Source organism: Blautia sp. MSJ-19 (assembly GCF_018918125.1).
GTDB lineage: Bacteria > Bacillota > Clostridia > Lachnospirales > Lachnospiraceae > Blautia_A.
The window spans coordinates 98,651-125,221 of record NZ_JAHLQA010000039.1; the positions used below are offsets into that span (position 1 = coordinate 98,651).

Consider the following 26,571-nt stretch of genomic DNA (forward strand, 5'->3'; position numbering starts at 1 on the left):
CGAAGAGGAATTACATCTGTCTATGTACAAATGTAATTCCTTTTTCTAGTTATGATTTGTTTTCGTTGTTATCAGGATTTTGTGTTTCTGCTACATTTTCTATCATGTCAACGACTACGGTATTAAGTTGTGTGGCATTCTGCGATGTAATGACTGGACGGCCGGTATCTTTTTCAATATCCTGTCGAACCTGCCCGGCATAGCTGCCGCCACGTCGGGCAATCTTCTGATTTTCAGAAAAGCCTTCCGGCTGATGTGCTTTTGACAGTTCTGTTGTTGTTGCCTCTGCTAACATATTCAGCACAATTTCCATCGTGCTCATATTATCGCGGAGATTTTCTTTTTTCAGACCTTTCAAATTTTTATATTGTTGAGTAGTCATGCCGGACCATGCTTTTGTGATTTCATCGGTGAGAATGGCGTACTCTTTGCCTTGCCGTACGCCCCGTTCCTGCCATTCGGTGGGTAAGTTCATGTTCATTACGGACACGGATGGAGAGGAGCCGCTGGTGAATCCAGTCGGTATCATAGCCTTTTTTCTGATAAGTTTCTAATGCTCGGTCGATTGTCTGTTCCGGGTCAATAGTTTCTTCAATACGCTCCCGGCCGACCTGAGCCAACCACAGCTTGAATGGTTCGGCCTTTGGTGATGGAATGGACTGAATGATACGTAAAAGCTGTTCAGCCGTGGCCGCCAATACTTTACGTTTTTTTCCGGTTGCACCAATCATTGCTACCTGGGGACAATTTGTCCCCAGGTAGCTTGCAAACTGTTCATCACGTTTGCGCATTTTTTTGAGGTAGTCTGTTGGATTGGAGCTATCCGTCAGGACAGCGATAACATCCACAACAGAGAAATACCATTCTTCCTCTTCTTCGTTCCATGCGGTGCGTATTTTCCTATTTTCAAAAAGCTGGATGGAATTATTTTCGCTCATGTGTTTCAACCTCCTTGGAGTATGGATTTTAATCAACAAGTTATAAATGGCCGAATGAATACCTTGAAAAAACAAAAGCGGAAATCATATTAGAAATTTCTAAGGGAATTGCATCTGTTTGAGTACGGATACAATTCCTTTCAATTATTAAAAAGCTATAATTACGCTTTCTTTTTCATATACATTGTTTTGCGTCCTGCTCCAGTTCGTATTATAGCGCCTTCATCGACCAGTTTTTTTAGTGCAGATTCTACTGAGGAACTTCCAAGACTAGGGCAGGCAATCAGTGCATCTCGTTTTGAAAACTTTCCAAGTGTATTTTCTGTATACGTTTTTACAATGTCATATGCATTGCTCTTTTTTCCAATTTTTTCAGCCAGCATGATTCTTGATTCAAACTCTCTATAGCATGCCAGGATAATTCCCAACATATATTTAATAAATGGCTTAGAATTATTTTCTCCCTCATACCAATTTTGATCAGCTTTCTGCAGAACTTCATAATATGTTTCCTTTGTATCTGCGATAGCTTTTTCTATACTGATGTACTGACCAACAATATATCCGCTTCGATATAAGAGTAACAAGGTTAATAATCTGCTCATTCGTCCATTTCCGTCATTGAATGGATGAATGCATAGAAAATCTAATATAAAGTTTGGTATCAGGATGAGTGGATCTACAATACCATCGCCTATCGCTTTATTATATTCACTGCAAAGCCGTTCTACTGCGTCTGGAGTCTCATACGGTTCTAATGGTTTAAACAAAACCATCTTTTCACCATTTTCAAGCATCATATCAATCTCATTTGGAGTGGTCTTATATTTACCTCCATAAGAAAATGCAGTATGTTTTAACATTTCACCATGAAGCTGTAAAATGTAATTACTTCTCACCGGAATTGATTCATAAGCTTCATGGACGATATTCAGAACATTACGATAACCAAGTATTTCTTCTTCAGCTCTATTCTTAGGTGTCGTTTTATTATCCACCAGTTGTTTTAATCTTGCGTTTGTCGTCACAATGCCTTCTATCTGGTTTGAACTTTCCGTACTTTGTATTTTTGCAATCTCAATTAAGCGACTAAGCTCAACAGGCTTTTGCCTTAAATACAAATCTTGTTTTCCTTTATATTCATGGATTTGTGCAACATATGCTAAAATTTCGTTATCCCAAGTTCTTTCTTTGAGTTTAGAATAATCAAATGTTCTCATTTAGGATTCCTTTCTCCCAGAATCTTTTTTATTCTCCCAATAATAACGCTACTTTGGGAGAAAAACAAGCGCTAGGGATAATATTATTGTTGTTCTAATTTCATAGTTAATATCTTGAAAAAACAAAAAGCGGAAATCATATTAGAAACTTCTAATACATTCCGCTTTTGTAGTACCGTCCCGTGCGGGAATCGAACCCACATCAGACGCTTAGGAGGCGCCCGTTCTATCCATTAAACTAACAGGACATAACTTATATATGAACCAGTGCATCAGCATCAGTCCACGTAGAATTGTACTATATCTTTATAAAAAAAACAAGACCTTAACGGCAGAATAAAAACTATAGAATTTATATAAACATAAGTACTCTTTATGGCATGAATATGGTATGATTCAGTTATAATAAATGGGGATATTTCCAGGAAGCTACAAGGCGGAAATGGAGGGATTTACATGAAGAACTATTCAGAAGATGCAAATAAGCAGTACCATATTCAGGTAGGCAAAGGAGAAGTAGGACGTTATGTGATCTTACCGGGAGATCCAAAGCGTTGCAAGAAAATCGCACAGTATTTTGATGATCCCGTGTTGATAGCAGATAACAGAGAATTTGTAACATATACCGGAACATTGGATGGGGTAAAAGTAAGTGTCACTTCAACCGGTATTGGCGGACCGTCTGCATCAATTGCATTGGAAGAACTTTACCGCTGCGGGGCAGACACCTTTGTTCGCATCGGAACCTGCGGTGGCATGCAGCCAGAAGTCAAAAGTGGTGACATTGTAGTCGCAACAGGTGCTATCCGCATGGAGGGAACAAGCAGGGAATATGCACCGATCGAGTTTCCGGCAGTTGCAACATTAGATGTGATTAATGCTCTTGTAGAAGGAGCAAAGAAAGAAGGCTGTGCATTTCATACAGGTGTTGTACAGAGTAAGGATTCTTTTTACGGACAGCATGAGCCGGAAGTGAAGCCGGTCAGCTATGAGTTGATGAATAAATGGGAAGCATGGAAACGAATGGGATGCCTTGCTTCAGAGATGGAATCAGCAGCACTGTTTGTTGTGGGAAACTATTTAAGAGTGCGTGTAGGGGCATGCTTTCTGGTACTTGCAAATCAGGAAAGAGAAAAACTTGGGCTGGAAAATCCTGTCGTGCATGATACAGATAAAGCTGTTCAAGTGGCGATACAGGCAATTCGTGAGCTGATTCAGAAAGATCAGAATAAGTAACCATAACCGGTGTGTAGAAAGAACAATAGTACATGACTTGGAAAGGCAGGCAGAATCATGGACAAGAAACAGATTGAAGAAATGATTGATCTGGCAATCAAACAGATGGATTATTCTTATGTACCGTATTCTCATTTTCATGTGGGGGCGGCACTTCTGGCAAAAAATGGTAAATATTATACTGGATGCAACATTGAAAATGCTGCTTATACACCGACAAACTGTGCCGAGAGAACTGCTTTTTTTAAGGCAGTCAGTGAAGGTGTGAAGGAATTTAAGGCAATCTGTATCGTAGGTGGTAAAGATGGTGTTCTGACGGAGTATGCGGCACCGTGCGGCGTGTGCAGACAGGTCATGATGGAGTTCTGTGATCCGGAAACATTCCAGATCATTCTGGCAGTCAGCAAAGATAAATACGATGTCTTTACTTTAAAAGAACTTCTTCCACTTGGATTTGGACCGGCAAATCTGGCATAATCTAATAGAATATCCGCCTGATGTGAACAGGTAGAAAGGAAGGCTTATGGAAACGTATAAGAGAGTATTTGTGATCGTTCTGGATTCCCTTGGAATCGGTGCAATGCCGGATTCTGAGAAATTTGGTGACAAGGGTGTAGACACATTTGGACATATCCTGGATAAGATGGGAACTTTGGATATTCCCAATCTTCAGAAGCTTGGAATGCTGAATCTGCACAAAGGTGGCAATATGGAAGGTGTAGAGAATCCGATTGGCCGTTATATGAGAATCGGTGAAACCAGCAATGGTAAAGATACAATGACCGGACACTGGGAAATGATGGGAATCTACACACAGAAACCGTTTATTACATTTACAGAAACAGGATTTCCAAAAGAATTGATCGATGAACTGGAGAAGAGATGTGGTAAGCGTGTCATTGGTAATAAGAGTGCCAGTGGTACAGAAATCATCGAAGAACTTGGCGAAGAAGAAATCAATACAGGTGCGATGATTGTTTACACTTCTGCGGATTCAGTTATGCAGATCTGTGGAAATGAAGAGACGTTTGATCTTGCAAATCTGTATCGTTGTTGTGAGATTGCCAGAGAGTTGACAATGAAAGACGAGTGGAGAGTTGGGCGAGTCATTGCGAGACCTTATGTCGGAAAGAAAAAAGGCGAGTTCAAGAGAACCAGCAACCGTCATGACTATGCACTTAAACCAACCGGCAGAACAGCCTTGAATGCGTTAAAAGACGCAGGACTTGATGTAATTGGCGTTGGCAAGATCAATGATATTTTCTGTGGGGAAGGAATTACACAGACCTATCATTCCGACAGTTCTGTGCATGGTATGCAGCAAACGATTGAAATCTGTAAAGAAGACTTTCACGGCCTCTGTTTTGTCAATCTGGTGGATTTTGATGCACTGTGGGGACACAGAAGAAATCCGGAAGGATATGGACATGAGATTGAGAAATTTGACAAAGGTCTTGGGACTCTTATGAATGAGCTGAGAGAGGATGATCTTCTGATTCTGACAGCGGATCACGGAAATGACCCGACTTACACTGGAACGGATCATACGAGAGAATATGTGCCATTTATTGCATATTCAAAGAAAATGAAAGAGACCGGAGCAATCGAGAATCAGGATACATTTGCTGTGATCGGTGCATCAATTGCAGAAAATTTTGGTGTAGAGATGCCGGAAGACACAATTGGAAAATCAATTTTGAAAGATTTAATGTAAGTAAAAAAGTCAGGGGCTGTGACTTTCTTCCACGCCCCTGACTTTTTATGCTTTATGATGGAAATGAGTGAGTACCGGAGTACAGATTCGAGAGGCTGATGGTAACGATCGCCCGTATCTGCTTTTGCGTTTGATTCCAGTAGAATATATGCAGCGTGCATGGATCTGTCGAAAGAAGACATTGATTTGAGTGCACTTCAGCCGGAAGCATGCGGATGAGGCGGCAAATGCATTTGTTGAACAGTGTGTGTGAGTCTGCTGGAAGCAGTGTGCAGGAGTTTTTGTTGAAAAGCATACAGTTTGATGATATACTTTTAACAAAGCGTTGCATTTTGAGGCGTTAAATAAATATTGGGCAAAGCAGTCGAAAGGCTGTGACGCAAAGCTATAGGGCCTGTAAGATGGTAGCCAGTTGCAGAAACAGGAATTGACCGAGCTGACAGCGAGGGATAACTTCTTGTCCGAAAGGCAGGAAGGTAGAACTGAGAAAGACTAGAACAACTTGAAGTTACAGGGAAACACCAGAGGTATCTATATCCTATGGTGCTTCCCTTTTTTCGTCTTAAGACAGAATTTACAGATGCAGTCCCTATGAAACAAAACAGGAGAGATAACAGGAGCATGAAAGAAAAAAATATCTATTTGGATCCTTCTGATCTGAATGCACCGGAAGTTGAACAAAGTTTGTTCAGAACTATTTTTCGGGCACTGGGAAGGGATTATGTAAATATCTGTCTGATCAATATAGCAGGCAGAACAGTAAAAATATTAAAAGAAAAGACATATCTCAAAAACAGACCGGCAGTGTCGACATTACAGAGCTATTCATACGATGATGTGTGCAGACATTCTGTTTTAGACAAGGTTCCGGCAGAGAAGCGGGAAAAAATAATGAAAAAAATCCGCTTTGAACGAGTGTTGGAGATCCTTTCCTATAAGCAGGAATACAGCTTTACGTTTGAAATGCTGGAAGGAAAGAAAAAACATGTCTGCCAGATGAAATATTTTCGCCTGGATGATGAGAAACATATTCTCATGGGTTTTCGTCTGGTAGATGATATCGTTGCGAGTGAAAAAGAACATCAGAAATCACTGGCAAAAGCGGTTGCAGTGGCAGAGCAGGCATATATGGCAGCCGAGAATGCAAACAGAGCAAAAACAACGTTCCTGAGTAATATGTCACACGACATTCGCACTCCAATGAACGGAATCATTGGCATGACAACGATTGCAGAGGCGCACCTTGATGACAGGGAGAGAGTACGTGAATGTCTGGAAAAAATTATGGGAGCCAGCAGTCATCTGCTTTCTCTGATCAATGATGTTTTGGATGTGTCACGGATTGAATCAGGACGAATACTTCTGGCAGAAGAAGCATTCAGCATTCCGGATATCTTTGAAAATATGATCAATATGATTTCACCGCAGATTATGAATAAAAATCATGAACTTTATATTAATATCTGTGATGTGGTTCATGAAGCTGTGGTAGGAGATTCCCTGCGTCTGCAGCAGGTATTTATGAATATTGTGGGAAATGCGATCAAGTATACCCCGGATGGAGGAAAGATTACAGTGGGGCTGCAGGAAATTCCTTCAGATACAGTATTCTATTCAGAATATGTTTTTTCCTGTGAAGATAATGGATACGGAATGCATCCGGATTTTGTAAATAAGATGTTTATTCCATTTGAAAGAGCAGATGATGAGCGCTTAAAGGGGATTCAGGGAACCGGACTTGGTATGGTGATAACCAAGAATATTCTGGAGATGATGGATGGAAATATCAATGTTGAGAGTGAGTATGGAAAAGGTACTCGTTTTACGGCACATTTCCGAATTAAGAATCAAAATAAACTGCTTGAAAATGATAAGCTGCCAGAAAATATGTCGGTTCTGATCGTTGACGATGATGAGGCAACAGGAGAAAGTACTTCACTGACACTGGAAAGCCTTGGAATTCGTAATAAATATGCTGCAACAGGAATGGAAGCAATAGAAATGGTTAAAAATACAGTGAAAAACGGTAAGCCATTTCGTGTATGCCTGATTGACTGGAAAATGCCGGATATGGATTGTATGGAAATCGTTCGGCAGGTGCGACGATATGGTGGGGCGGAAATGTCGATCGTGATTATTTCTGCTTATGACTGGTCGGAGATTGAAATGAATGCAAGAGCTGCAGGTGCGGACAGTTTTATGACAAAGCCGTTGTTTCGGTCAAAACTGATTGGAAAATTAAAAGAGGTCACAGACTCTATTCCGGAAGAGCAAAAAGAAAATATTCTTGAAAAATATACAGAAAAGAATTATGAAGACAAGAGAATTCTTCTGGTAGATGATAATGATCTGAATCGTGAGATTGCCCGGGAAATTCTTGAAATGACACATGTCATGGTAGAAGAGGCAGAAGATGGCAAACAGGCAGTGGAGATGTTTGAAAAGAGTGAGGAAAAACACTACGATATGATTTTGATGGATATCCAGATGCCGGTTATGAACGGACATGAGGCAACAAAAATAATCCGCCGGATGAATCGTCCCGATGCAGTATCGGTTCCGATCATTGCAATGAGTGCAAATGCCTTTGTCGAAGATGTGGAAAATTCACGTCTTGCAGGTATGAACAGCCATATTTCAAAGCCGGTGAATATTGCAAAATTGCTTGGAATCATGGAGGACTATCTGGGAAGCCGCGTCAAGAGATCGGTCCTCAGACTTGTAGATGATAATGCAAATCTGCAGGTGACTCCGGCAAGATATTATGAGGAGTTGTATTTTGCAAATGGCTCTGTTAATATGTCAGAAGAGAACGAGCGTGTCTGCATTAATGTTCTGGACAAAAACGGTGCGGTTGGTATCTTTGGCCTGTTGGAGCAGAAGGATTTTCCAATCTATTGTGTATCCGGATTTGCTCTTACTGCACTTGGCTATTCTTTTGAAGAACTGATGGATGCATCGGAAGGATTTTTTATTGATCTTATCCATGAGGATGACCGTCAGAGATTTATAGAAGAATTCTACGACAAAGGAAAGAAACGTCAGTATCGAATGAGGAGAAAGAACGGAGATATAGTTCTCGCAACTACATATTCAGCAGACACAGAGCTGGTGGATGGTGGAAAAGCAAAGATGCTTTCACTGCGAGTAGAATAAATGTGGGGCGACGGAGTTCACCGATGCAAAACTCCGTCGCTATGATTCAGGGTAACAGTTTATTCTGCTGACGATATTGTCTTGGAGACATTCCGTAGATATTACGGAAAGCTCTGGAGAAATGGAGCTGATTCGGATAACCGACCTGAACGCTGATATCCCCGATAGACAGACTGGTACTGACGAGCAGAGATGTTGCTTTGCTCATTCGATAGCGGATCAGGAAATCCTGTGGAGACTGCCCGATCATATCTTTGAAAACTTTACCAAAATAACTGCGATCAAGATTGCAGCGGTTAGCCATATCTTCGACAGTAATCGGCAATGTATAATTCTGTTCAATAAAAGAAAGTGCTTCCTGTGCGTAAAACCTTGAAAGTTTTCCGCCCTGAAGCCTTTTTTTATTGGCAGAACCCTGGATAAGGGCATCCATAATGAGATACAGTTGCCCGATGATGCCAAGTGGACGGGAATTATCCGGATACTGTGTCAGACGCAGCATTGCGTCACGAAGCTGGTCAGCGGCAGCAACAGAAGTTGGATGGAAGACCGGATGATCGTTGGAGAGCCCGGCCTCTTCCATAAGCTCCCTGGCACGAAGTCCATCGAACTCTACCCAGACATATTCCCAGGGGAATTTCTGGTCAGCACTGTAAAGGTTGATACGTCCCGGTTCAATGAGAAAACCGGAATGTGCCTCCATATGGTAAACAGCACTGCCATCTTCTTCTGTAACACTCAGCATTCCTTTACCGGAAATGATATAATGAAAAAGATAATGATTACGTACAAATGGACCATAAGAATGCAGGGGTTCACATTTCTCGTAACCGTACTGGTATACGGTCAGGTCAAGAAAACGTTCATCTGAAAATATATGAAAAATAGAATCTGACATGGTTTTTATCATTCCTTTCCATAAAATATAGTAAAATATGCATAAAAACGAGATATGAAAATCGTGCAAATTTAACGAAATATGGCTATTTAAGACTATTATATATCATAATGCGTAGTAACATCAACATTATTCTTGAAATAACGCATTATGGTATATTTTGATGTTATACATCTATGTACGAAGCTTTTATTTTAGTGCTAAAATCAGATCAAACAGAGATGACCGGTCTGAATCTGAACTGCTGGATGGCAGTGAATAGCTGTAAAGAAGGGAGAAACAAATGGGAAAGCATAAAGTGGGTGCTGTTTTTATTGCAGGGGTACTGACAATGGGAACAGTTATGACAGGATGCTCCGGAAAGGACGAAACAGAGGGCAAAACTGTAATTGAAATGGTACAGTATAAACCGGAAGCAGTAGATATTTTTGAACAGTTTCAGGATGAGTTCAATGCAACACATGATGATATTTATTTAAAGATTGACTCTCCGAACGATGCAATGACGATTCTGAAAACAAGATTTATCCGTGAGGATAATCCGGATATCATCGGAATTGGAGGAGATATCAATTATTCCAATTTTCTGGATGCAGATATGCTGATGGATATTTCGGATTTTGAAGGACTGAATGATATTAAAGAAAAATATCTGGAGATGAATAAAGATCTCGAATATATACCGAAGGATGGTGTGTATGCTGTTCCGTATATGGCAAACGCATCCGGAATTCTTTTTAACAGAGATATGTTTGAGGAACATGGATGGCAGGTTCCGACTACATGGACAGAATTTACTGACCTGTGCGACCAGATTCAGTCTGAAGGAATTCGACCGTTATATTTTGGTTTTAAAGATACATGGACGACACTGGCACCGTGGAATGCAATTGCAGTAAGTCTGTGTGATTCTGACCTGACTTATCAGGTAAACAGTGGAAAGACAACATTTGCAGAGAACTACAGAGAAGTGGCGGAAAAGGAAAAGGCGCTTCTTGCATACGGACAGAAAGATCCGGTAGCGCAGGGATACAATGATGCCTGCACCGCATTTGCAAGAGGGGAATCTGCAATGTTTACAATTGGAAGTTATGCAATCTCTCAGATTAAATCAGTAAATCCGGATATGAATATTGGCTCTTTTGTATTTCCGGCAAATGATGAAGCAGATAAAAATGTGCTGAATTCAGGAAATGACCTGATGTTCTGTGTAATGAAGGACTGCGAAAATAAAGAAGCAGCTTATGAAGTGCTCAGTTATATGCTCAAAGATGAAAGTATTAAAAAATATCTGGGTTCACAGAGTGCGGTTCCATGTAAAAAGGGCAATTTTGAGATTACTCCGGAGTTGGAAGAGATGCGTGATTATATCGAAAACGGCATTGTGGCAGATTATCAGGATCATCATTATCCGAGTGAGATGTCGGTAGATGCAATGATCCAGACATATCTGATAGACGACAGTGCTGATGCGACAGACACATTTATGAAGCGATTTGATAAAGAATGGATCCGCTATAACAGAGATGTCGTGGCAAAAGTAAAAGCATATGAGGAGGGCAGTGATCATGAATAAAAAGCATGGTGCGTGGAGCAAAAATGAAAAGATATTTCTTGGCCTTCTGGCGCCGATTCTGGTTCTTTTCTTCTGCTTTAATACATTACCGCTGATAAAAGGCTTCTATTACGGACTTACAAACTTCCGTGGATATGGAAGTTATGATTTTGTAGGACTTCGGAACTTTGCAGAAATTTTCCAGGATTCCCGTGTAGGCCACTCATACCTGTTTACATTTAAATATGCACTGGTTATGACAATCGTGGTCAATCTTCTCAGCCTGATCCTGGCACTGGGCCTGAACAGTAAGATCAGGGGAAAAAATGCACTCAGGGGAATCTATTTTGTACCGAATATTCTGGGTGGTCTGGTTGTCGGTTATATTTTCAGCTTCATTTTTACCTATATTCTGCCGACCATCGGAGAAGTAACAGGAATTGGCTTTTTAAAAACAAGTCTCCTTGGAAGCACCAAATGGGCATGGCTTGCAATTGTGATCGTCGGAGCATGGCAGGGAATTGCAATGAATACGATTATCTATATTTCCGGGCTGCAGACAGTACCGGAGGAAGTTTATGAGGCATGTATGTTGGATGGGGCATCCGGATGGAAAAAATTTAAGAGCATTACACTTCCATTGATCATGCCATTTGTAACAATCAATCTTGTTCTTTGCATGAAAAATGCACTGATGGTATTTGACCAGATCATGTCTCTGACAAAGGGCGGCCCGTCACAGAGCACAGAGTCCATTTCCTACCTGATCTATAACAATGGTATGAGTGGTGGACAGTTTGGATTCCAGAGTGCGAATGCATTTGTATTCTTTATTGTGATCGTTGCGATATCACTGTTTCAGATGAAATTCCTGGGAAGTAAGGAGGAGCAGTTATAATGAGCAGAACAAAGAAAAAAGAAGGCACTGTTCGTGGTAAGACTACAAACAGGATCATTAATATTTTACTGGTACTTGGCTGTCTGACGGTCTTATTTCCACTGTATATGACGGTGATCATTGCATTTAAGAAGCCGTCGGAAATGACAAACGATGTAGCAGGAGCACTGGCATTTCCACAGAAATGGAGCTTTGAAAATTTTGCAGAAGCAATGCGGGTAACAGATTTCTGGCATTCACTCGGAAACAGTCTTCTTATTACCGGGGTAACTGTGGTATTATGTATATTAATACATTCGCTTGCCGGTTATCTGATCGGAAGAAAAATGAAACAGCGTAAGGCATTTAAAGTTGCTTATTATTATATTGTAAGTGGTATGTTTGTACCATTTGCGGTCCTGATGATGCCACTGGTAAAGGAAACTGCACAGTTGGGAATTGCGAACCGCTTTGGTGTTATCGTATTGTATGTTGTATTTTTTATGCCGATGAATGTACTGCTTTATTCCGGCTATCTGAACAATATCCCGATGGCACTGGAGGAAGCTGCCTGTGTGGATGGGGCCGGAGTATGGCAGACATACTGGAAGATCATTTTTCCAAATATGAAACCGATGCATGCAACAGTAGCAGTTCTCACAGCAATGAGTACCTGGAATGATGTAATGACTCCACTGGTTATCATGTCCGGTACAGATCAGAACACACTGCCGCTGGCACAGCTGAATTTCCAGACACAGTTCGGAACGAATTATAACCTGGCATTTGCATCATACCTTCTGGCATTACTTCCAATTTTAATTTTTTATATCATCTGCCAGAAACAGATTATCAATGGCGTTGTAAACGGAGCAGTAAAATAATTGTGAAAACATGCATTATAAAATGATTTGTAAAATTATATAAAGACAGAAAGGGAAAATCACAATGGCTATCAATATAAAGAATCAGATTTTTACTCTTCATACAAAAAACAGTACTTATCAGATGAAAGTGGACGAGCAGAATATGCTCATCCACACTTATTACGGAAACCGTACAGATGATACGGACTGTTCCTATCTGATTCGTATGGCAGACCGTGGATTCAGCGGAAATATCCCGGGAACCGACAGAGAGCGTGTATATTCTCTGGATTTCCTGCCGCAGGAGTTTCCGGTATATGGTGATGGAGATTATCGTGTAGACTGTCTGAAGGCAGATCTTGGGAGTGGTGTACAGGATGGAATGTTTTTCTTTGACAGTTATCAGGTAAGAGAAGGAAAATATAACATTCCGGGGCTTCCGGCATTCTTTTCTTCTGAGAAATCAGAAGGGGAGACGCTGGAGATTGTTCTGAAAGATACTGTTGAAGAAGTCTATGTACATCTTTTTTATGGAGTCTTCGAAGAGTTGGATATCATTACAAGAGCAGCAGTAGTTGAAAACCGTGGTGAGAGTGATATTCAGATTTCCAGAATTATGAGTGCGTGTCTGGATCTTGGAATGGGAAAATATGATCTGATTCATTTTTACGGAAAACATGCCGGTGAGCGTCAGATGGAAAGAAGCAGTCTGCCACACGGTATCACGGAGCTTCGAAGTACCCGTGGAACCTCCAGCCACCAGCATAATCCGTTTGTGATTCTTGCGGATAAAGATACTACAGAGAGCACAGGTGAGTGCTACAGTGCATCTTTTCTGTACAGTGGCGGTTTTCATGCACAGGCAGAAGTAGATCAGTTTAATCAGACAAGACTGGTCATTGGAATTGATGACTATGATTTTTCCTGGAAGCTTAAAAAGGGTGAAAGCTTCAGCACACCTGAGGTATGTCTGACATACAGTGCAGATGGATTTTCAAAGCTTTCACAGACATTGCATCAGGCGATCGTGTCGAATCTGATCCGCAGCTGCTGGAAAGACCGTGTGCGTCCGATTCTGGTAAATAACTGGGAAGCAACCTATTTTGATTTTAACAAAGACAATCTGATCGCAATTGCAAAAGAAGCGGCAGAACTGAATCTGGATATGCTGGTACTGGATGATGGATGGTTTGGAAAAAGGGATGATGATTTCTCCGGCCTTGGTGACTGGTTTGTAAATGAGAAAAAACTGTGTGGCACCCTTTCTGAGCTGGTGAAAGAAGTGCATGATATGGGACTTTCTTTCGGGCTTTGGTTTGAGCCGGAGATGATTTCTGAGGACAGTGACCTGTACCGTGAACATCCGGACTGGGCTCTGGTCGTGCCGGGAAGACAGCCGATCAGAAGTCGTTCACAGCTGATCCTGGATATGTCGAGAGAAGATGTGACTGATTATCTGACAGAGAGAATCTGTGATATCGTGGAGAAAGCGGATATCCAGTACATCAAATGGGATATGAACCGCTCCCTTATGGCTGCGTACAGTGCAAAATTTCCACGTGACCGTCAGGGTGAACTGAGACATCGCTATGTGCTTGGTCTTTATAAAGTACTGGAGGCTGTAACACAGAGATTTCCGGAACTTCTGATGGAAGGATGCAGCGGCGGCGGCGGACGCTTTGATGCCGGCATGCTGTATTACTGTCCGCAGATCTGGTGCAGTGATAATACGGATGCGATCGAGAGACTTCGTATCCAGTATGGCACCTCCTTTGGTTACCCGATGTCTTCTGTTTCCGCACATGTATCTGTGTGTCCGAACCATCAGAATCATCGTGTGACACCGTTCAAGACAAGAGGAATCTGTGCAATGCAGGGAACCTTCGGGTATGAACTGGATCTCAGTAAGATGACAGATGAAGAAAAGAAGATGGCAGGAGAACAGATTGCGTTCTTCAAAGAACATGGAAGACTGTTCCAGTTTGGAGATTATTACAGACTGACTTCTCCATTTGAGAACAGAGATTATACCGTATGGGAATATGCAGCACAGGATGGCAGCGAAGCCTGCATGTCAGTGGTTTATACAGATATGTATGCCAATGCGGCATCTGATATCGTGAAGTGGAAAGGCCTGGATCTGAAGAAGGTTTATCAGATGCAGATAGATGGAGAATATGTTGGAAACTTTTCCGGTGCAGCACTGATGCATGCAGGAACTCTCCTTCCATTACCACAGCAAAATTATGATGCATTCCAGATTTATCTGAAAGCGGAATGAGAAAATTAAAGACAAAGGGTCCGAAAAGACAGAGAAAGTTCTGTTTTTCGGATCCTTTTTTTGGTGCAAATCCAGGAAATATCTAAAAGATAACGTTTTCGCGGAAACTGAAAAATTGAGAAAAAACTATCTGTATAATAAGGAAAAACAATGCAAAAATCGAAGCATCAGACAACGATTTCAGAGAACAGGATATAAAAATACAAAATCACGTGGTATTGTTCTGGTCAAAGAAAAGTGATCACATCTTACGAAGTAGAAGATAAAAAGATATGAGATAAAGGAGCAGAATATTATGGGAAAATTTTTTACATCAGAATCAGTAACAGAAGGACATCCGGACAAAATAGCAGATCAGATTTCAGATGCAATTCTGGATGCACTGATCAAAGAAGATCCTAATGCAAGAGTGGCAGCAGAAACGACGGTAGCGACAGGGCTTGCACTTATCGTTGGAGAGATTTCAACAAAAGCATATGTAGATATTTCTAAAATCGCACGAGATACGATCAGGGAAATTGGTTACACCGGAGATGCAGGCGGATTTGATGCGGACAATATCGCAGTGCTGACATCTATTGATGAACAGTCGCCGGACATTGCACAGGGTGTAGATCAGGCACTTGAAGTAAGAGAAAATAAAGAAACGGGGGATGATGAAACAGGAGCCGGTGATCAGGGAATCATATTTGGATATGCAACAAATGAGACTCCGGAATATTTGCCTCCGGCAATCACTTTTGCACACAGATTAACAAAACAGCTGACAAAAGTAAGAAAAGACGGCACATTAAAATATCTGAGACCAGATGGTAAATCACAGGTTACGGTAGAGTTTGGTGAAGATGGAAAAGTCAGACGAATTGATACGATTGTTATATCTACACAGCACAGTGAAGAGGTCACACAGGAACAGATTCGTGCGGATCTTATCAGATATGTGATCCAGCCGGTTATACCGGAAGAATTACTGGATGAGGCAACAAAATATCTGATCAATCCGACGGGAAGATTTGTAATCGGAGGTCCGCAGGGGGATGCCGGACTTACCGGAAGAAAAATAATTGTAGATACCTATGGTGGCGCCGGACATCATGGCGGCGGTGCTTTTTCAGGAAAAGATCCGACAAAGGTAGACCGTTCCGCAGCATATGCGGCCAGATGGGTAGCAAAAAACCTTGTTGCAGCAGGTGTGGCAGATAAAGTAGAAATTGAACTGGGATATGCGATTGGCGTGGCAGAACCGGTATCCATCAGCGTAGATACATTTGGAACAGGAAAATATACAGAAGAAAAGATTGAGGAAACAGTCAAAGCAATTTTCAATCTCAGACCACGTGCAATCATCAGAGAACTGGATCTTCTGAGACCAATTTACAAGCAGACAGCGGCCTACGGACATTTTGGAAGAACAGAACTGGATCTTCCATGGGAGCGTCTTGATAAAGCAGATGAGATTAAAAAATACCTGCAGGAACATTAGAAATGGAGCAGCGGATATGGTAAGTGTAAGAAATCCTCATTGGAGAGAAGAAGAACTGAGCCTGAAAGAGGTACAGAAAAAATATACAGATGTTCCAAAAAGCTGGATTCTGAAAGCAGATATGCAGAGAAGAGGAATCACTTTTTCACAGGCGGCAAGTGCACTGGCTGATCCAGAGATACATTTGCTGAATTCCGAGGGAGCAAACCGATTCAGACAGAATACAGATCAGGTTCCAAATGGACTGATCATGAGAGATGGCTCTTATCTGGTCATTGGAAATTTTGATTATGCATCGTCTCAGGCTGAAAGAACACCTTATCTTATTGATGTAGTGGATGGTAAACTGGTGGTCACAGATCAGGATGAAGTTCTGGATGAGATTGCAGGCTATTGGGAAAAACCGGATTTTTTTAACAAAAAAGCATCAAATGGAGAACCGTTAAGTAAATATATTGCATGCCGTCCGCAGAGGCTTGAAATCACATTGAATAATTATTGTCATTTCTGGGACAAGCCGGGGGAAGGATGTAAATATTGCCCGATGTCGCCAAACTTTAAGAAAAGCGGCAAAACACAGGAGTGTAATGAACTGAAATATATCGATGAAGCCTTTGCGGAAGCTCTGAAACAGGAGGGCAGAAACGAAATCGTGATACTGACCGGTGGTTCTATTCTGTCCGGTGAGCATCCGTTTGATGATGAAGTGGAGCTTTATATAAAAGTACTAAAACTTCTTGGCGAATATTTTGAAGGAAGACGTTTTCCGAGCCAGCTGATCAGCACGGCATTTGATGAAAGGCAGCAGGAGCGTCTTTATGAAGAGACGAAGCTGATGCAGTTTACACCGGATATTGAAGTACTGAACAAAGAGAAATTTGAGTGGATCTGTCCGGGAAAAGCAGCACATGTAGGATATGAAGAATGGAAACGACGTCTGTATCATGCCGTTGATGTGTTTGGAAGGGGCAATGTTACAACAGGTGTGGTTCTTGGCGTGGAACAGGCTGTACCAAAAGGCTTTTCATCAGAGGAAGAAGCTTTTCAGGCGGTAACCGAGGAAGCTGAGGATATTATTTCACATGGAATCGGAATTGCGGCAAACATCTGGAGAGCGACTCCAGGATCGGTATTTCAGCATCATAATACGCCATCATTGGAGTATTATGTAAGGACGCTGCGGGAATTTGACCGGCTTCAGCAGAAATATCAGGTAGATCCATTTACGGACAATTATCGCAGGTGTGGTGCACACATAGGATTGGATTTAATGCGAACTTATCAGGAGGATGCAGCATGGCAGTATTAACTTCAGAGATTATAAAACTGGCAGAGCGAAAAGATACATTAAAAGCAATCGCGACAACGAATCATGATGGTGTTCCGCATATTACCTATAAAGATTCGCTTCATATCAAAGATGGTTATATTGTTTTTTATGACCTGATTCAGAGTTCACAGACAAATAAAAATCTTGTAGATGCAATCTGGTATGAAAAATCAGTAGCGGTGAGTCTTCTTGGTGTGAATGAAGAAAGCTATCAGATTATAGGAAAGCCGGTGAAATGTGTTACTGCGGGTGCGGAATTTGAAAAACTTTACAGAGAATTGCGGGAAGACGGAGAGGCAGATCTGAATGCAATCTGGTATATCCGACCGGAGAAATCCAGAGATAATTCATATTTTACCCGCGTAGAGTATGAAAGAAAAAATCATCCGCTCATTCGAAGACTGGATATGATCCAGAAGCAATAACAGAATAAAAAAAACATAAAAACGGAGGCGAAATATTATGAGAACAGGAGAAGATAAATTCAGAAAGCGATTAAAGAAGGCAGGAGTTTTTGCAGCAGTAACAGCTCTTCTGGTAAGCAGTAGTCTGACGGTTCAGGCAAAAGAGCAGGATACGGCAGGCGAAGAGAAGACAACGATTCATGTTGCAGTTCAGAAATCAACGTACAGTCCATATCTGACAAAAGCACTTGGATATTTTGATGACGCTTTCTCAACAGAGGGAACAACGGTGGAACTTACAGAATTCAGTCAGGGAGCGCCAATGGTAGAGGCTGTAAACAGCGGAGATATTGATGTGGCATTTCTGGGAGATGTACCAACTTTTGCAGGGCTGATCAATGGTGGAGAGTATACGATCATCGGAAAATATTCAGAAGATACCGCAAAGGCGCTTCTTGTCAGAAAAGATGCAGATATCAAATCTTTTGAAGATCTGAAAGGACATACCTATGCGACTGCATTTGGAAGTAATGTTCAGCCGCTTGCAGAAATTTATCTTGAAAAAGGAGGACTTACAGATGCGGATGTACAGTATACAAATCTTTCGTTTGGAGATATCAACACAAGCATTGTAAATGGAGACATTGATGCGGCAGTTACAAATGAACCGAATATTTCCAAGATTCTTTCAACGACGGATGATGTGGAAGTTCTAGCAACTGCAGACGGATATAAAACTTTTGTCGGACCGATCATTGCAGGAAATGATTTCCTGAAAAATTATCCGGAGACAACATCTGAATTTCTCTCAGCGATTCAGAAAGCAGCTGACTGGTCAAAAGAGAACAAGGAGGAGGCAGTAGAAAAAATTGCAGGAGAAGCAGGCCTGGAAACGACAGATGTAAAGACTTTATTTGAACAGCAGGATAACAATACTTATCTGACAGATGAACAGATTCAGGGATTGCAGCAGGGAGCAGATGATGCATATAAATATGGTCTTCTGAAATCTGAGATCAGTGTAAAAGACTATATTGATACGTCTTATCTGGAAGCGGCAGGAATTACTGCTGAATAAAAAGATGGAGCAATAGCGGATATGAAAAAATACGGCGTGTTAAATCGACTGGAAACAATTTCATCAGCAATGTTTATTCCTGTGATCATTATCGTTTGGTGGTGGTATGGGGCAAAGAACGGCACTCTTAATACCAATCTGATTGCCGGTCCGGATGAACTGAAAAAATGTTTTACAGATATGTGGCAGGATGGAAGTCTGCAGCGTTATCTGCTGGCAAGTACAGGAAGAGTTCTGAAAGGATTTGCAATAGGTTCTTCACTTGGATTTATTGTAGGAACGTTGGATGGTCTGCTTCCGCCGGTCAGAAAGTTACTGGCAGCGGTTATTGGAATCCTTCGCCCGATTCCGCCGATATCATTGATTCCGTTTCTGATACTCTGGATGGGAATCGGTGAGAGTTCAAAACTTACGATCATAGCGATTGGGGCATTCTGGGCGGTTTTATTAAATACGATTCAGGGATTTCAGGAAACAGATCCCAAACTGCTGGAGCTTGCAAAGGCATTTGGAAAAAGTAAAATAGAAATTCTGTTTCGGATTATACTTCCATCTGCGATTCCTTCTGTTTTTACAGGATTACGTCTGGGAATCAGTCATGCATGGACGGCCGTAGTTACGGCAGAAATGATCGCTGCATCGTCAGGGGTCGGATATATGATACAGATTGCAAGAGAACTGGTACGACCGGATATGCTTCTTCTTGGAATTATCTGTATTGCATGTATTGGTTTGATCATTGATTTGGTCATGACACTGATTCTGAAAAAAATTGTGTACTGGAGAGCATAGGAGCAGGAGAAAAATGGGACTTTCTTTAAAAAATGTGCAGAAAAATTTTATCATCGGCGGAAAGAAGCTGGAAGTCTTGCATGATCTGAGCCTGGATATTGAAGCGGGTGAGATCATCAGTATTGTGGGAACAAGCGGATGTGGAAAAAGCACACTTCTGAAACTGATAGCGGGACTTGACCAGGTGAGCAGTGGAGAGATCAGTTTAAATGGGAGTGTAATCAACAAACCGAATTCCAAAGAGACAGGAATCGTTTTTCAGGAATCCAGACTTTTCCCATGGAGCAGTGTTGAGAAGAATATTGCTTTTGGAATTACAGAAAAGCTTTCCAATGAAGAAAAAAAGAAGCGGATCCAGGAACATATAGACATGGTTGGACTTCATGGATTTGAAAAAGCACTGCCGGCTCAGCTCTCCGGGGGAATGCAGCAGAGAGTAAGTATTGCAAGAACACTGATCAATCGTCCGAATGTATTATTACTGGATGAACCATTTGGCGCGCTGGATGCATTTACCAAGATCAATCTTCAGGAGGAAGTACTTAAAATCTGGCAGAAAGAACATATGACGATTATACTGGTAACACATGATATTGATGAGGCCGTTTATCTTGGTGACCGTGTAGTCGTCATGTCTCCGAAACCAGGTGTGATCAAAGATGTAATACCGATTGAGCTGTCAAGAGACCGTGACAGGACCAATGCAGATTTTGCTTTTTACCGCAAGAGAGTGTTTAATGAGTTTTATAGGAGTGAAGAAACAGAAGAAGATTTTGTTATCTGACAGATTTTTTTTAGAATAGATGGACATGCTGTTGGGTATGTTAATAGCAGGGCACTGATAGGTGATATCGGTGCTCTTTTATTTTGTGCTATTATAGAATATAATTATATTTTGGAAATAATAAATCCAATCATGGAAAAGTGTCTTGAGGAGGAAAGTTGTTGAAGAAAAAAAACTGAAATCACTATTCGTTCCAGTGCAGCAGAATACTTAACCTATGTGGCTTCTGTAGGGGGTCAGCAGGACAGTATTGAAATGTGTTATGAGGATGAGAATATTTGGCTGACACAGAAGATGATGGCGGCTCTGTACTTACAACTGAGTACTTTGGAAGTTATAATAGATTAAGCATATTATGAATTTAAAGTTGCTTGCTGAGCTTCATTTTCATTGTTATAATAAAAATCAGAATGTGAGTCCCCAATTATAAAGCAGACTGAAATGAAGGTGATGGTATGGAACAGATCATAAGCATTGGCAAACAGGATTATGAAGAAATCATAAAAGAAAATTACTTTTATATTGATAAAACGGATCTGATCAGAGTGTGGTGGGAGTCAGGGGATGACGTGACTCTTATTACGCGTCCGCGTCGTTTCGGTAAAACTCTGAATATGAGTATGTTAAAGTGTTTTTTTTCCAATCAGTATGCAGGAAAGAGCTATCTGTTCAAAAAACATTCCATATGGAAAGAGAAAAAATATCAGAAACTTCAGGGAACTTTTCCTGTAATTTATCTGAGTTTTGCAGATGTAAAAGCAGATAATTATGAGGAATGCAGAAATGGAATTATTGCAATCATAAATGAATTATATCAGTCACATCGATACTTGTTACAAGGCGATATCATGACAGATGGCGAAAAAGAGCTTTTCAGAGTACTGGATAATTACAGCAATAACCCGTCGCCAGATAAAAAGATTACAAATGAAATAGTCGCGAGATCCATAAAAACGTTGTCGTCCTGTCTGATGAGATATTATGGCAAAAAAGTGATTATTTTACTGGACGAATATGATACTCCCATGCAGGAAGCATATGTATATGGATTTTGGGAGGAACTGACAACATTTATCAGAGCTCTTTTTAATTCAACCTTTAAAACAAATCCATATATGGAAAGAGCAATGCTGACAGGAATTACGGGAGTGTCAAAAGAATCAATATTTTCAGATTTGAATAATTTAAATGTTATTACAGCAGTGTCTGAAAAATATGCTTCGTATTTCGGCTTTACAGAAGAGGAAGTTTTTTATGCGTTGGAGAAATTTGGATTAGGAAATCAGAAGGAAGAAGTAAAAAACTGGTATGATGGTTTCTCTTTTGGAAGGCTCAAAGATATTTATAATCCGTGGTCTATTACAAATTATCTGGATAAAAAACGATTTGATACTTACTGGGCATCGACAAGTTCCAATGGCCTGATCAGTAAGTTACTTAAAATTTCAGCATCCGATATCAAAGAGAAAATGGAAATACTGCTGAGTGGAGAAGAAATCATTGTAAACTTTGATGAGCAGATTGTTTTTGAACAGTTGGAACAGAATGCAAATGCAATCTGGAGCCTTATGGTGGCCAGCGGGTATCTGAAAATAGAACAGATAGAATACAGAGGAACCCTGCGAACTCCATGGTATCATCTGAAAATTACAAATCTGGAAACAATGAGCATGTTCAGCAGCATGTTTCAGAACTGGTTTACTGTATCGTCGAATAGTTATAATGGATTTATAGAGGCTCTTCTAAGTGGAAACAAAAAGGAAATGAATGCCTATATGAATGAAGTTGCACTTGCAACATTCAGCAGTTTCGATGTTGGCAGACATCCTTCTGGAAGAACAGAACCTGAGAGGTTTTATCATGGATTCGTTCTTGGACTGCTTGTGCAGCTGAGAGATCACTATGTGGTAAAATCAAACAGGGAGAGCGGATATGGACGTTATGATGTTCTGTTGCTGCCACTAATAAAAAGAATCGTGCCATGATTCTGGAATTCAAAGTACACGATCCAGATGAAGAAAAGACGCTGGAAGACACTGCAAATGCAGCATTAAAACAGATTGCAGAAAAGAATTACGATAAAGAAATTCTTAAAATGGGAATTCCAGAGGAAAACATTTATCATTACGGTTTTGCGTTTGAAGGAAAAAAAGTTCTGATTTTATAAAATACTGTTTAAGAAAAAAGTGTAAAGCTTTTATGGACAAACACACTTAGAAAAGTGTAAATTTCCATAAAAGCTTTTTTTCGTTTATGCAACATTTTTCCATTTCAAGGTGTTTATATAGTGAAATACAAAATCAGAAGACATAAAGGAGCCTTGAATTATGAAGAAAAAACTTTTAGCAGGTATTCTTGCAGGGATTTTGGCACTGACACCGGTGGAATCAACAGTAGTTATGGCAAATACAAAAGGTGTATCAGAACCTGTCTGTGGAGTACAGAAGAGCAAAAAATTTACAATAAAAGTAACATCTGGAATTAAGGGGTATAAAAGGACAGGGAGCTCCTGGATCAACAAGAAAACATTCCAGATTTGTTATAGACAGAAAAAAGGTAAAAATAAGAATAAGATCGTAATTCGTAAAACAAAAGGAAATGCGTCTGTCAGTGGTGGTGGCAACACAGAAACAGTAATTTCGGACTTTACGGCAAATATTCAGGAAGTGCGATTCAGAGGCAACAGAAAAACAGTCAGTGTTGCAACATGGAAATCAGGTAAGTATACTTATTCCATTACAAGTTCCAAACCGGTACGTTTAAAAACAATGATCAGTCTGGTGAAAAAGATAAAATAGACAGAAAGACGAATGATATATGGAAAGTATCTGGCTGTTGAGTGAAAAAATATATAAAGAAAAAAATGTGCAGCATAAAATTCAGATGATAATATGGAAAATTCTCTGTCGATTTTCCAAAATAACAGACAGGGAAAAGAAGACACTGGCACGAACGGAAACAGTGAATGCTACTGCTGTGCGAGTTCTGAAATTATATGAAAATGATATCCTGAGAATGGCATATTCGTATCTGCATAATATGGAAGATGCCGAGGATATTGTGCAGGAAACGGTAATCCGCTACTGGCAGAAAGCCCCTCAAAATATGGATATGGCGAAGGAAAAAGCATGGCTTCTTACGGTAGCTGCAAATCTCAGCAAAAATAAAATCCGATATAAAAAAATCAGAAAAACCGATGAATTACTGGATACTCTTATTCAGGAGGAGAGGGAAGATCTTTCTTTTGTGTGGGAGGCAGTAAAAGCGCTTCCGGTAAAATACAGAGAAGTTATTCATTTGTTTTATTATGAAGGATATGCAACCCGGGATATAGCGAAGATTCTGAATCGAAATGAGAGCAGTGTGCGTTCCGAACTGAGAAGAGGACGGGAACAGCTGAAAAAAATTCTGAAGGAGGCATATGATTTTGAGTAGATCTTATGATGAAATTATGGAAAGAATTCATATGTCTGAGGAGGCACATGAGCGGATTTTATCCAATGTCATACGAGAGGGTGGAGAAAAAGAACAGGAAAAGATTAGTTCTTTTCATCCTCCGGTCCGTTATCTGGCTGCGGCTGCAGTTGTGCTTGTATGTGTAATTACGGTTCCTGTTGTCTATCATTTACAGAATATATCTGTCGCTCAGGAGGATCGTACAACTATTGGGACAGATGATAATGTTCAGATAGCAAATGGAATCGTGGAATGTGTTTCGGTTGAGGAATTATCTGAAAAGGTTGGCTTCCCAGTATACGATCTGCAAGAAGAAATTTTGCCGTTTAAAGCGGATACAGTTGAATATTATTCTTACTTGGAAGAACTTGCAGAGATTGAATATACAGGAAGTGATGGTGATTATGCTGTCTATCGTAAGGAGAAAGGAACGGAAGATTGTTCCGGTGATTACAATGAGTATTCCTTGCGGGACGTGATTTCTCTAAATGATATACAGATTACTTTAAAAGGTGATGATCAGAGATATAATCTGGCAATCTGGACATATGAAGGTTATTCCTATTCCTTGTACTTATCGGAGGGAATTTCAGAAAACGAGTTTCAGGATATTTTAAATGCAGCTGTGAACTGACTTGAATTTGCTCCCGTTTGATATTATAATCAAAGAGATTGAAACGAATCCTGAAAACAGCGGGAACATCTAATTTTAAGGAGGAATCTTATTATGATTACCTGGAACAACCTGGATACTCTTGAATCATTCAAAGAACTTTCCAATGTAAAAAAAGTAAACCTTGTAGAAGCCATGACCGGAGAAAACGGTGCAGAGCGTGTAAAGAATTACAGCGTACCGATGGCTGCAGGTCTTGCATATAACTATGCTGCAAAGCAGGTAGATGATGAAGTGCTGGAAGCTCTTAAGAAACTGGCAAAAGAAGCTCAGCTTACTGAGAAATATGCAGCACTCTATAATGGAGAAGTGATCAACACAGGTGAAAAACGTCTTGTTCTTCATCAGCTGACACGTGGACAGCTTGGCGATACTGTTACAGCTGACGGTGTTGACAAACGTGCTTTCTATGTAGAACAGCAGCAGAAGATCGCTGATTTTGCAAACAAAGTACATGCAGGTGAGATCACAAACGCAGCAGGAGAGAAATTCACAACTGTTGTTCAGATCGGTATCGGCGGAAGCGACCTTGGTCCTCGTGCTATGTATCTTGCTCTTGAAAACTGGGCAAAGAAAAATGATAAATTCAAAATGGAAGCAAAATTCATCAGCAACGTAGATCCGGACGATGCAGCAGCAGTCCTGAATTCTATCGATGTTGCACATTCCATTTTCGTACTGGTATCCAAATCAGGTACAACCCTTGAAACACTGACAAACGAATCCTTCGTAAAAGATGCCCTGAAGAACGCAGGTCTGGATGCTTCCAAGCATATGATCGCCGTTACAAGTGAGACATCTCCTCTTGCAAAGAGCGATGACTACCTTGCAGCATTCTTCATGGATGATTATATAGGAGGACGTTATTCTTCCACATCTGCAGTTGGTGGTGCTGTATTATCTCTGGCATTTGGACCGGAAGTATTTGCAGAATTCCTTGAAGGTGCAGCAGAAGAAGACAAGCTTGCAAAGAATGAAGATGTTATGCAGAACCCGGCTATGCTGGATGCACTGATCGGTGTATACGAAAGAAATATCCTTGGATATCCAAGCACAGCTGTTCTTCCATATTCACAGGCACTGAGCCGTTTCCCGGCACATTTACAGCAGCTTGATATGGAATCTAACGGAAAATCTGTAAACCGTTTCGGTGAGCCTGTAAACTATGTAACAGGACCGGTAATCTTCGGTGAGCCAGGAACAAACGGACAGCATTCCTTCTATCAGCTCCTTCATCAGGGAACAGACATCGTACCGCTTCAGTTTATCGGATTTAAGAACAACCAGATGGGTACAGATGTAGTGATCCAGGACAGCACAAGCCAGCAGAAACTTTGTGCAAACGTAGCAGCTCAGATCGTTGCATTTGCATGCGGTAAAGCAGATGACAACCGCAATAAAAATTTCGAAGGTGGACGTCCGTCCAGCATCATCATTGGTGAGCAGGTAAATCCGGCAAGCCTTGGTGCACTCCTTGCACATTTCGAAAATAAAGTTATGTTCCAGGGATTCCTGTGGAATGTAAACAGCTTCGACCAGGAAGGCGTTCAGCTTGGTAAAGTCCTTGCAAAACGTGTTCTTGCACATGAGACAGACGGAGCACTGAAAGTATTCAGCGACCTTCTGAATATTTAATCTGCAAATTAAATTAATTATAAAATAATACAAGCCCTTCATTTACAGATGAGATTCTGCAGGTGAGGGGCTTGGTTTTTTATATACCGGGATTTTATTTTTGGAAATTGCTTTTTTGAATGTTTCTTTCTTTTTTAGAAGAAACAAGTTATTATAGAATTATACATATTGAATATATTAAGAGAGAAAAATAAT

The 26,571-nt window shown here is 40.7% G+C and carries 25 protein-coding genes, 1 tRNA gene, 1 pseudogene and 1 riboswitch; of the genes and pseudogenes, 22 read left to right on the plus strand and 5 right to left on the minus strand.

The features are described from left to right. Positions 1 to 49: 49 nt before the first annotated feature. The 4 genes from KQI91_RS16320 to KQI91_RS13510 form a co-directional block, all read right to left on the minus strand. Entirely contained in the window at positions 50 to 382 is a 333-nt protein-coding gene (locus KQI91_RS16320) for a hypothetical protein (RefSeq protein WP_330654576.1), read from the minus strand. Positions 383 to 404: 22 nt separating this feature from the next. Continuing rightward, positions 405 to 938, minus strand: a complete 534-nt coding sequence (locus tag KQI91_RS16325; protein ID WP_330654577.1) for a BRO-N domain-containing protein — start codon at positions 936 to 938, stop codon at positions 405 to 407. Between the two features lie 161 nt (positions 939 to 1,099). After that, the gene (locus KQI91_RS13505) at positions 1,100 to 2,158 is read right to left on the minus strand and encodes a Fic family protein (RefSeq protein WP_216393298.1); all 1,059 of its coding nucleotides are present in this window, start codon (positions 2,156 to 2,158) and stop codon (positions 1,100 to 1,102) included. Between the two features lie 176 nt (positions 2,159 to 2,334). Further along, positions 2,335 to 2,406, minus strand: a tRNA-Arg gene (locus tag KQI91_RS13510). 208 nt (positions 2,407 to 2,614) lie between these two features. Here KQI91_RS13510 and udp point away from each other — a divergent pair. From udp to KQI91_RS13530, 5 genes are all read left to right on the plus strand, one after another. Next, positions 2,615 to 3,394, plus strand: a complete 780-nt coding sequence (udp, locus tag KQI91_RS13515) for a uridine phosphorylase (RefSeq protein WP_216393299.1) — start codon at positions 2,615 to 2,617, stop codon at positions 3,392 to 3,394. Positions 3,395 to 3,451: 57 nt separating this feature from the next. Beyond that, a complete protein-coding gene (locus KQI91_RS13520; RefSeq protein WP_216393300.1) occupies positions 3,452 to 3,871 on the plus strand; it encodes a cytidine deaminase in 420 nt (139 codons plus the stop codon). Positions 3,872 to 3,917: 46 nt separating this feature from the next. After that, a complete protein-coding gene (locus KQI91_RS13525) occupies positions 3,918 to 5,108 on the plus strand; it encodes a phosphopentomutase (RefSeq protein ID WP_216393301.1) in 1,191 nt (396 codons plus the stop codon). Positions 5,109 to 5,175: 67 nt separating this feature from the next. Further along, the gene (locus tag KQI91_RS16195) at positions 5,176 to 5,298 is read left to right on the plus strand and encodes a hypothetical protein (RefSeq protein ID WP_256444110.1); all 123 of its coding nucleotides are present in this window, start codon (positions 5,176 to 5,178) and stop codon (positions 5,296 to 5,298) included. 154 nt (positions 5,299 to 5,452) lie between these two features. Continuing rightward, positions 5,453 to 5,528: riboswitch (cyclic di-GMP riboswitch) on the plus strand. A 201-nt stretch (positions 5,529 to 5,729) separates the two neighbouring features. Then, complete coding sequence (locus tag KQI91_RS13530) at positions 5,730 to 8,264, plus strand: response regulator (protein ID WP_216393302.1); 2,535 nt, start codon at positions 5,730 to 5,732, stop codon at positions 8,262 to 8,264. A 46-nt stretch (positions 8,265 to 8,310) separates the two neighbouring features. Here KQI91_RS13530 and KQI91_RS13535 read toward each other — a convergent pair whose 3' ends face one another. Beyond that, positions 8,311 to 9,162, minus strand: a complete 852-nt coding sequence (locus KQI91_RS13535; RefSeq protein WP_216393303.1) for an AraC family transcriptional regulator — start codon at positions 9,160 to 9,162, stop codon at positions 8,311 to 8,313. A 283-nt stretch (positions 9,163 to 9,445) separates the two neighbouring features. Between KQI91_RS13535 and KQI91_RS13540 the strand changes: the two genes are divergently transcribed. The 17 genes and pseudogenes from KQI91_RS13540 (at position 9,446) to KQI91_RS13610 (ending at position 26,376) form a co-directional block, all read left to right on the plus strand. Then, a complete protein-coding gene (locus KQI91_RS13540; RefSeq protein ID WP_216393304.1) occupies positions 9,446 to 10,738 on the plus strand; it encodes an ABC transporter substrate-binding protein in 1,293 nt (430 codons plus the stop codon). After that, positions 10,731 to 11,615 carry a carbohydrate ABC transporter permease gene (locus tag KQI91_RS13545; RefSeq protein ID WP_117593136.1) on the plus strand — a complete coding sequence of 295 codons (885 nt, stop codon included), beginning with the start codon at positions 10,731 to 10,733 and terminating at the stop codon, positions 11,613 to 11,615. The genes KQI91_RS13540 and KQI91_RS13545 overlap by 8 nt, the downstream gene beginning before the upstream one ends. Next, on the plus strand, positions 11,615 to 12,478 hold the full coding sequence (locus tag KQI91_RS13550; protein ID WP_216393305.1) for a carbohydrate ABC transporter permease: 864 nt from the start codon (positions 11,615 to 11,617) through the stop codon (positions 12,476 to 12,478). The genes KQI91_RS13545 and KQI91_RS13550 overlap by 1 nt, the downstream gene beginning before the upstream one ends. A gap of 64 nt (positions 12,479 to 12,542) precedes the next feature. Further along, positions 12,543 to 14,741 carry an alpha-galactosidase gene (locus tag KQI91_RS13555; RefSeq protein WP_216393306.1) on the plus strand — a complete coding sequence of 733 codons (2,199 nt, stop codon included), beginning with the start codon at positions 12,543 to 12,545 and terminating at the stop codon, positions 14,739 to 14,741. Between the two features lie 295 nt (positions 14,742 to 15,036). After that, the gene (metK, locus tag KQI91_RS13560) at positions 15,037 to 16,224 is read left to right on the plus strand and encodes a methionine adenosyltransferase (RefSeq protein ID WP_216393307.1); all 1,188 of its coding nucleotides are present in this window, start codon (positions 15,037 to 15,039) and stop codon (positions 16,222 to 16,224) included. Positions 16,225 to 16,240: 16 nt separating this feature from the next. Beyond that, entirely contained in the window at positions 16,241 to 17,533 is a 1,293-nt protein-coding gene (locus KQI91_RS13565; RefSeq protein ID WP_216393308.1) for a radical SAM protein, read from the plus strand. After that, a complete protein-coding gene (locus tag KQI91_RS13570) occupies positions 17,521 to 17,979 on the plus strand; it encodes a hypothetical protein (protein ID WP_216393309.1) in 459 nt (152 codons plus the stop codon). Before KQI91_RS13565 ends, KQI91_RS13570 begins: the two co-directional genes overlap by 13 nt. A gap of 37 nt (positions 17,980 to 18,016) precedes the next feature. Continuing rightward, positions 18,017 to 19,036 carry an ABC transporter substrate-binding protein gene (locus KQI91_RS13575; RefSeq protein ID WP_216393310.1) on the plus strand — a complete coding sequence of 340 codons (1,020 nt, stop codon included), beginning with the start codon at positions 18,017 to 18,019 and terminating at the stop codon, positions 19,034 to 19,036. Positions 19,037 to 19,057: 21 nt separating this feature from the next. Beyond that, complete coding sequence (locus KQI91_RS13580; protein WP_216393311.1) at positions 19,058 to 19,828, plus strand: ABC transporter permease; 771 nt, start codon at positions 19,058 to 19,060, stop codon at positions 19,826 to 19,828. Positions 19,829 to 19,841: 13 nt separating this feature from the next. Beyond that, entirely contained in the window at positions 19,842 to 20,612 is a 771-nt protein-coding gene (locus KQI91_RS13585) for an ABC transporter ATP-binding protein (RefSeq protein ID WP_216393312.1), read from the plus strand. A gap of 180 nt (positions 20,613 to 20,792) precedes the next feature. Continuing rightward, positions 20,793 to 20,924: pseudogene (locus tag KQI91_RS16500) on the plus strand (cell filamentation protein Fic); the annotation flags it as partial. 143 nt (positions 20,925 to 21,067) lie between these two features. After that, positions 21,068 to 22,597 (plus strand): AAA family ATPase, encoded by a 1,530-nt coding sequence (locus KQI91_RS13590; RefSeq protein ID WP_330654578.1) that lies wholly within the window; start codon positions 21,068 to 21,070, stop codon positions 22,595 to 22,597. After that, a complete protein-coding gene (locus KQI91_RS16330) occupies positions 22,594 to 22,779 on the plus strand; it encodes a PD-(D/E)XK nuclease domain-containing protein (protein WP_330654579.1) in 186 nt (61 codons plus the stop codon). The genes KQI91_RS13590 and KQI91_RS16330 overlap by 4 nt, the downstream gene beginning before the upstream one ends. Before the next feature lie 160 nt (positions 22,780 to 22,939). Next, the gene (locus KQI91_RS13595; RefSeq protein WP_216393313.1) at positions 22,940 to 23,410 is read left to right on the plus strand and encodes a hypothetical protein; all 471 of its coding nucleotides are present in this window, start codon (positions 22,940 to 22,942) and stop codon (positions 23,408 to 23,410) included. An 85-nt stretch (positions 23,411 to 23,495) separates the two neighbouring features. After that, a complete protein-coding gene (locus KQI91_RS13600) occupies positions 23,496 to 24,047 on the plus strand; it encodes an RNA polymerase sigma factor (RefSeq protein WP_216393314.1) in 552 nt (183 codons plus the stop codon). Then, on the plus strand, positions 24,040 to 24,702 hold the full coding sequence (locus KQI91_RS13605; RefSeq protein WP_216393315.1) for a hypothetical protein: 663 nt from the start codon (positions 24,040 to 24,042) through the stop codon (positions 24,700 to 24,702). Before KQI91_RS13600 ends, KQI91_RS13605 begins: the two co-directional genes overlap by 8 nt. 93 nt (positions 24,703 to 24,795) lie before the next feature. Continuing rightward, positions 24,796 to 26,376: a glucose-6-phosphate isomerase gene (locus KQI91_RS13610; protein WP_216393316.1), complete on the plus strand. Its 1,581-nt coding sequence runs from the start codon at positions 24,796 to 24,798 to the stop codon at positions 26,374 to 26,376. Positions 26,377 to 26,571: the final 195 nt, after the last annotated feature.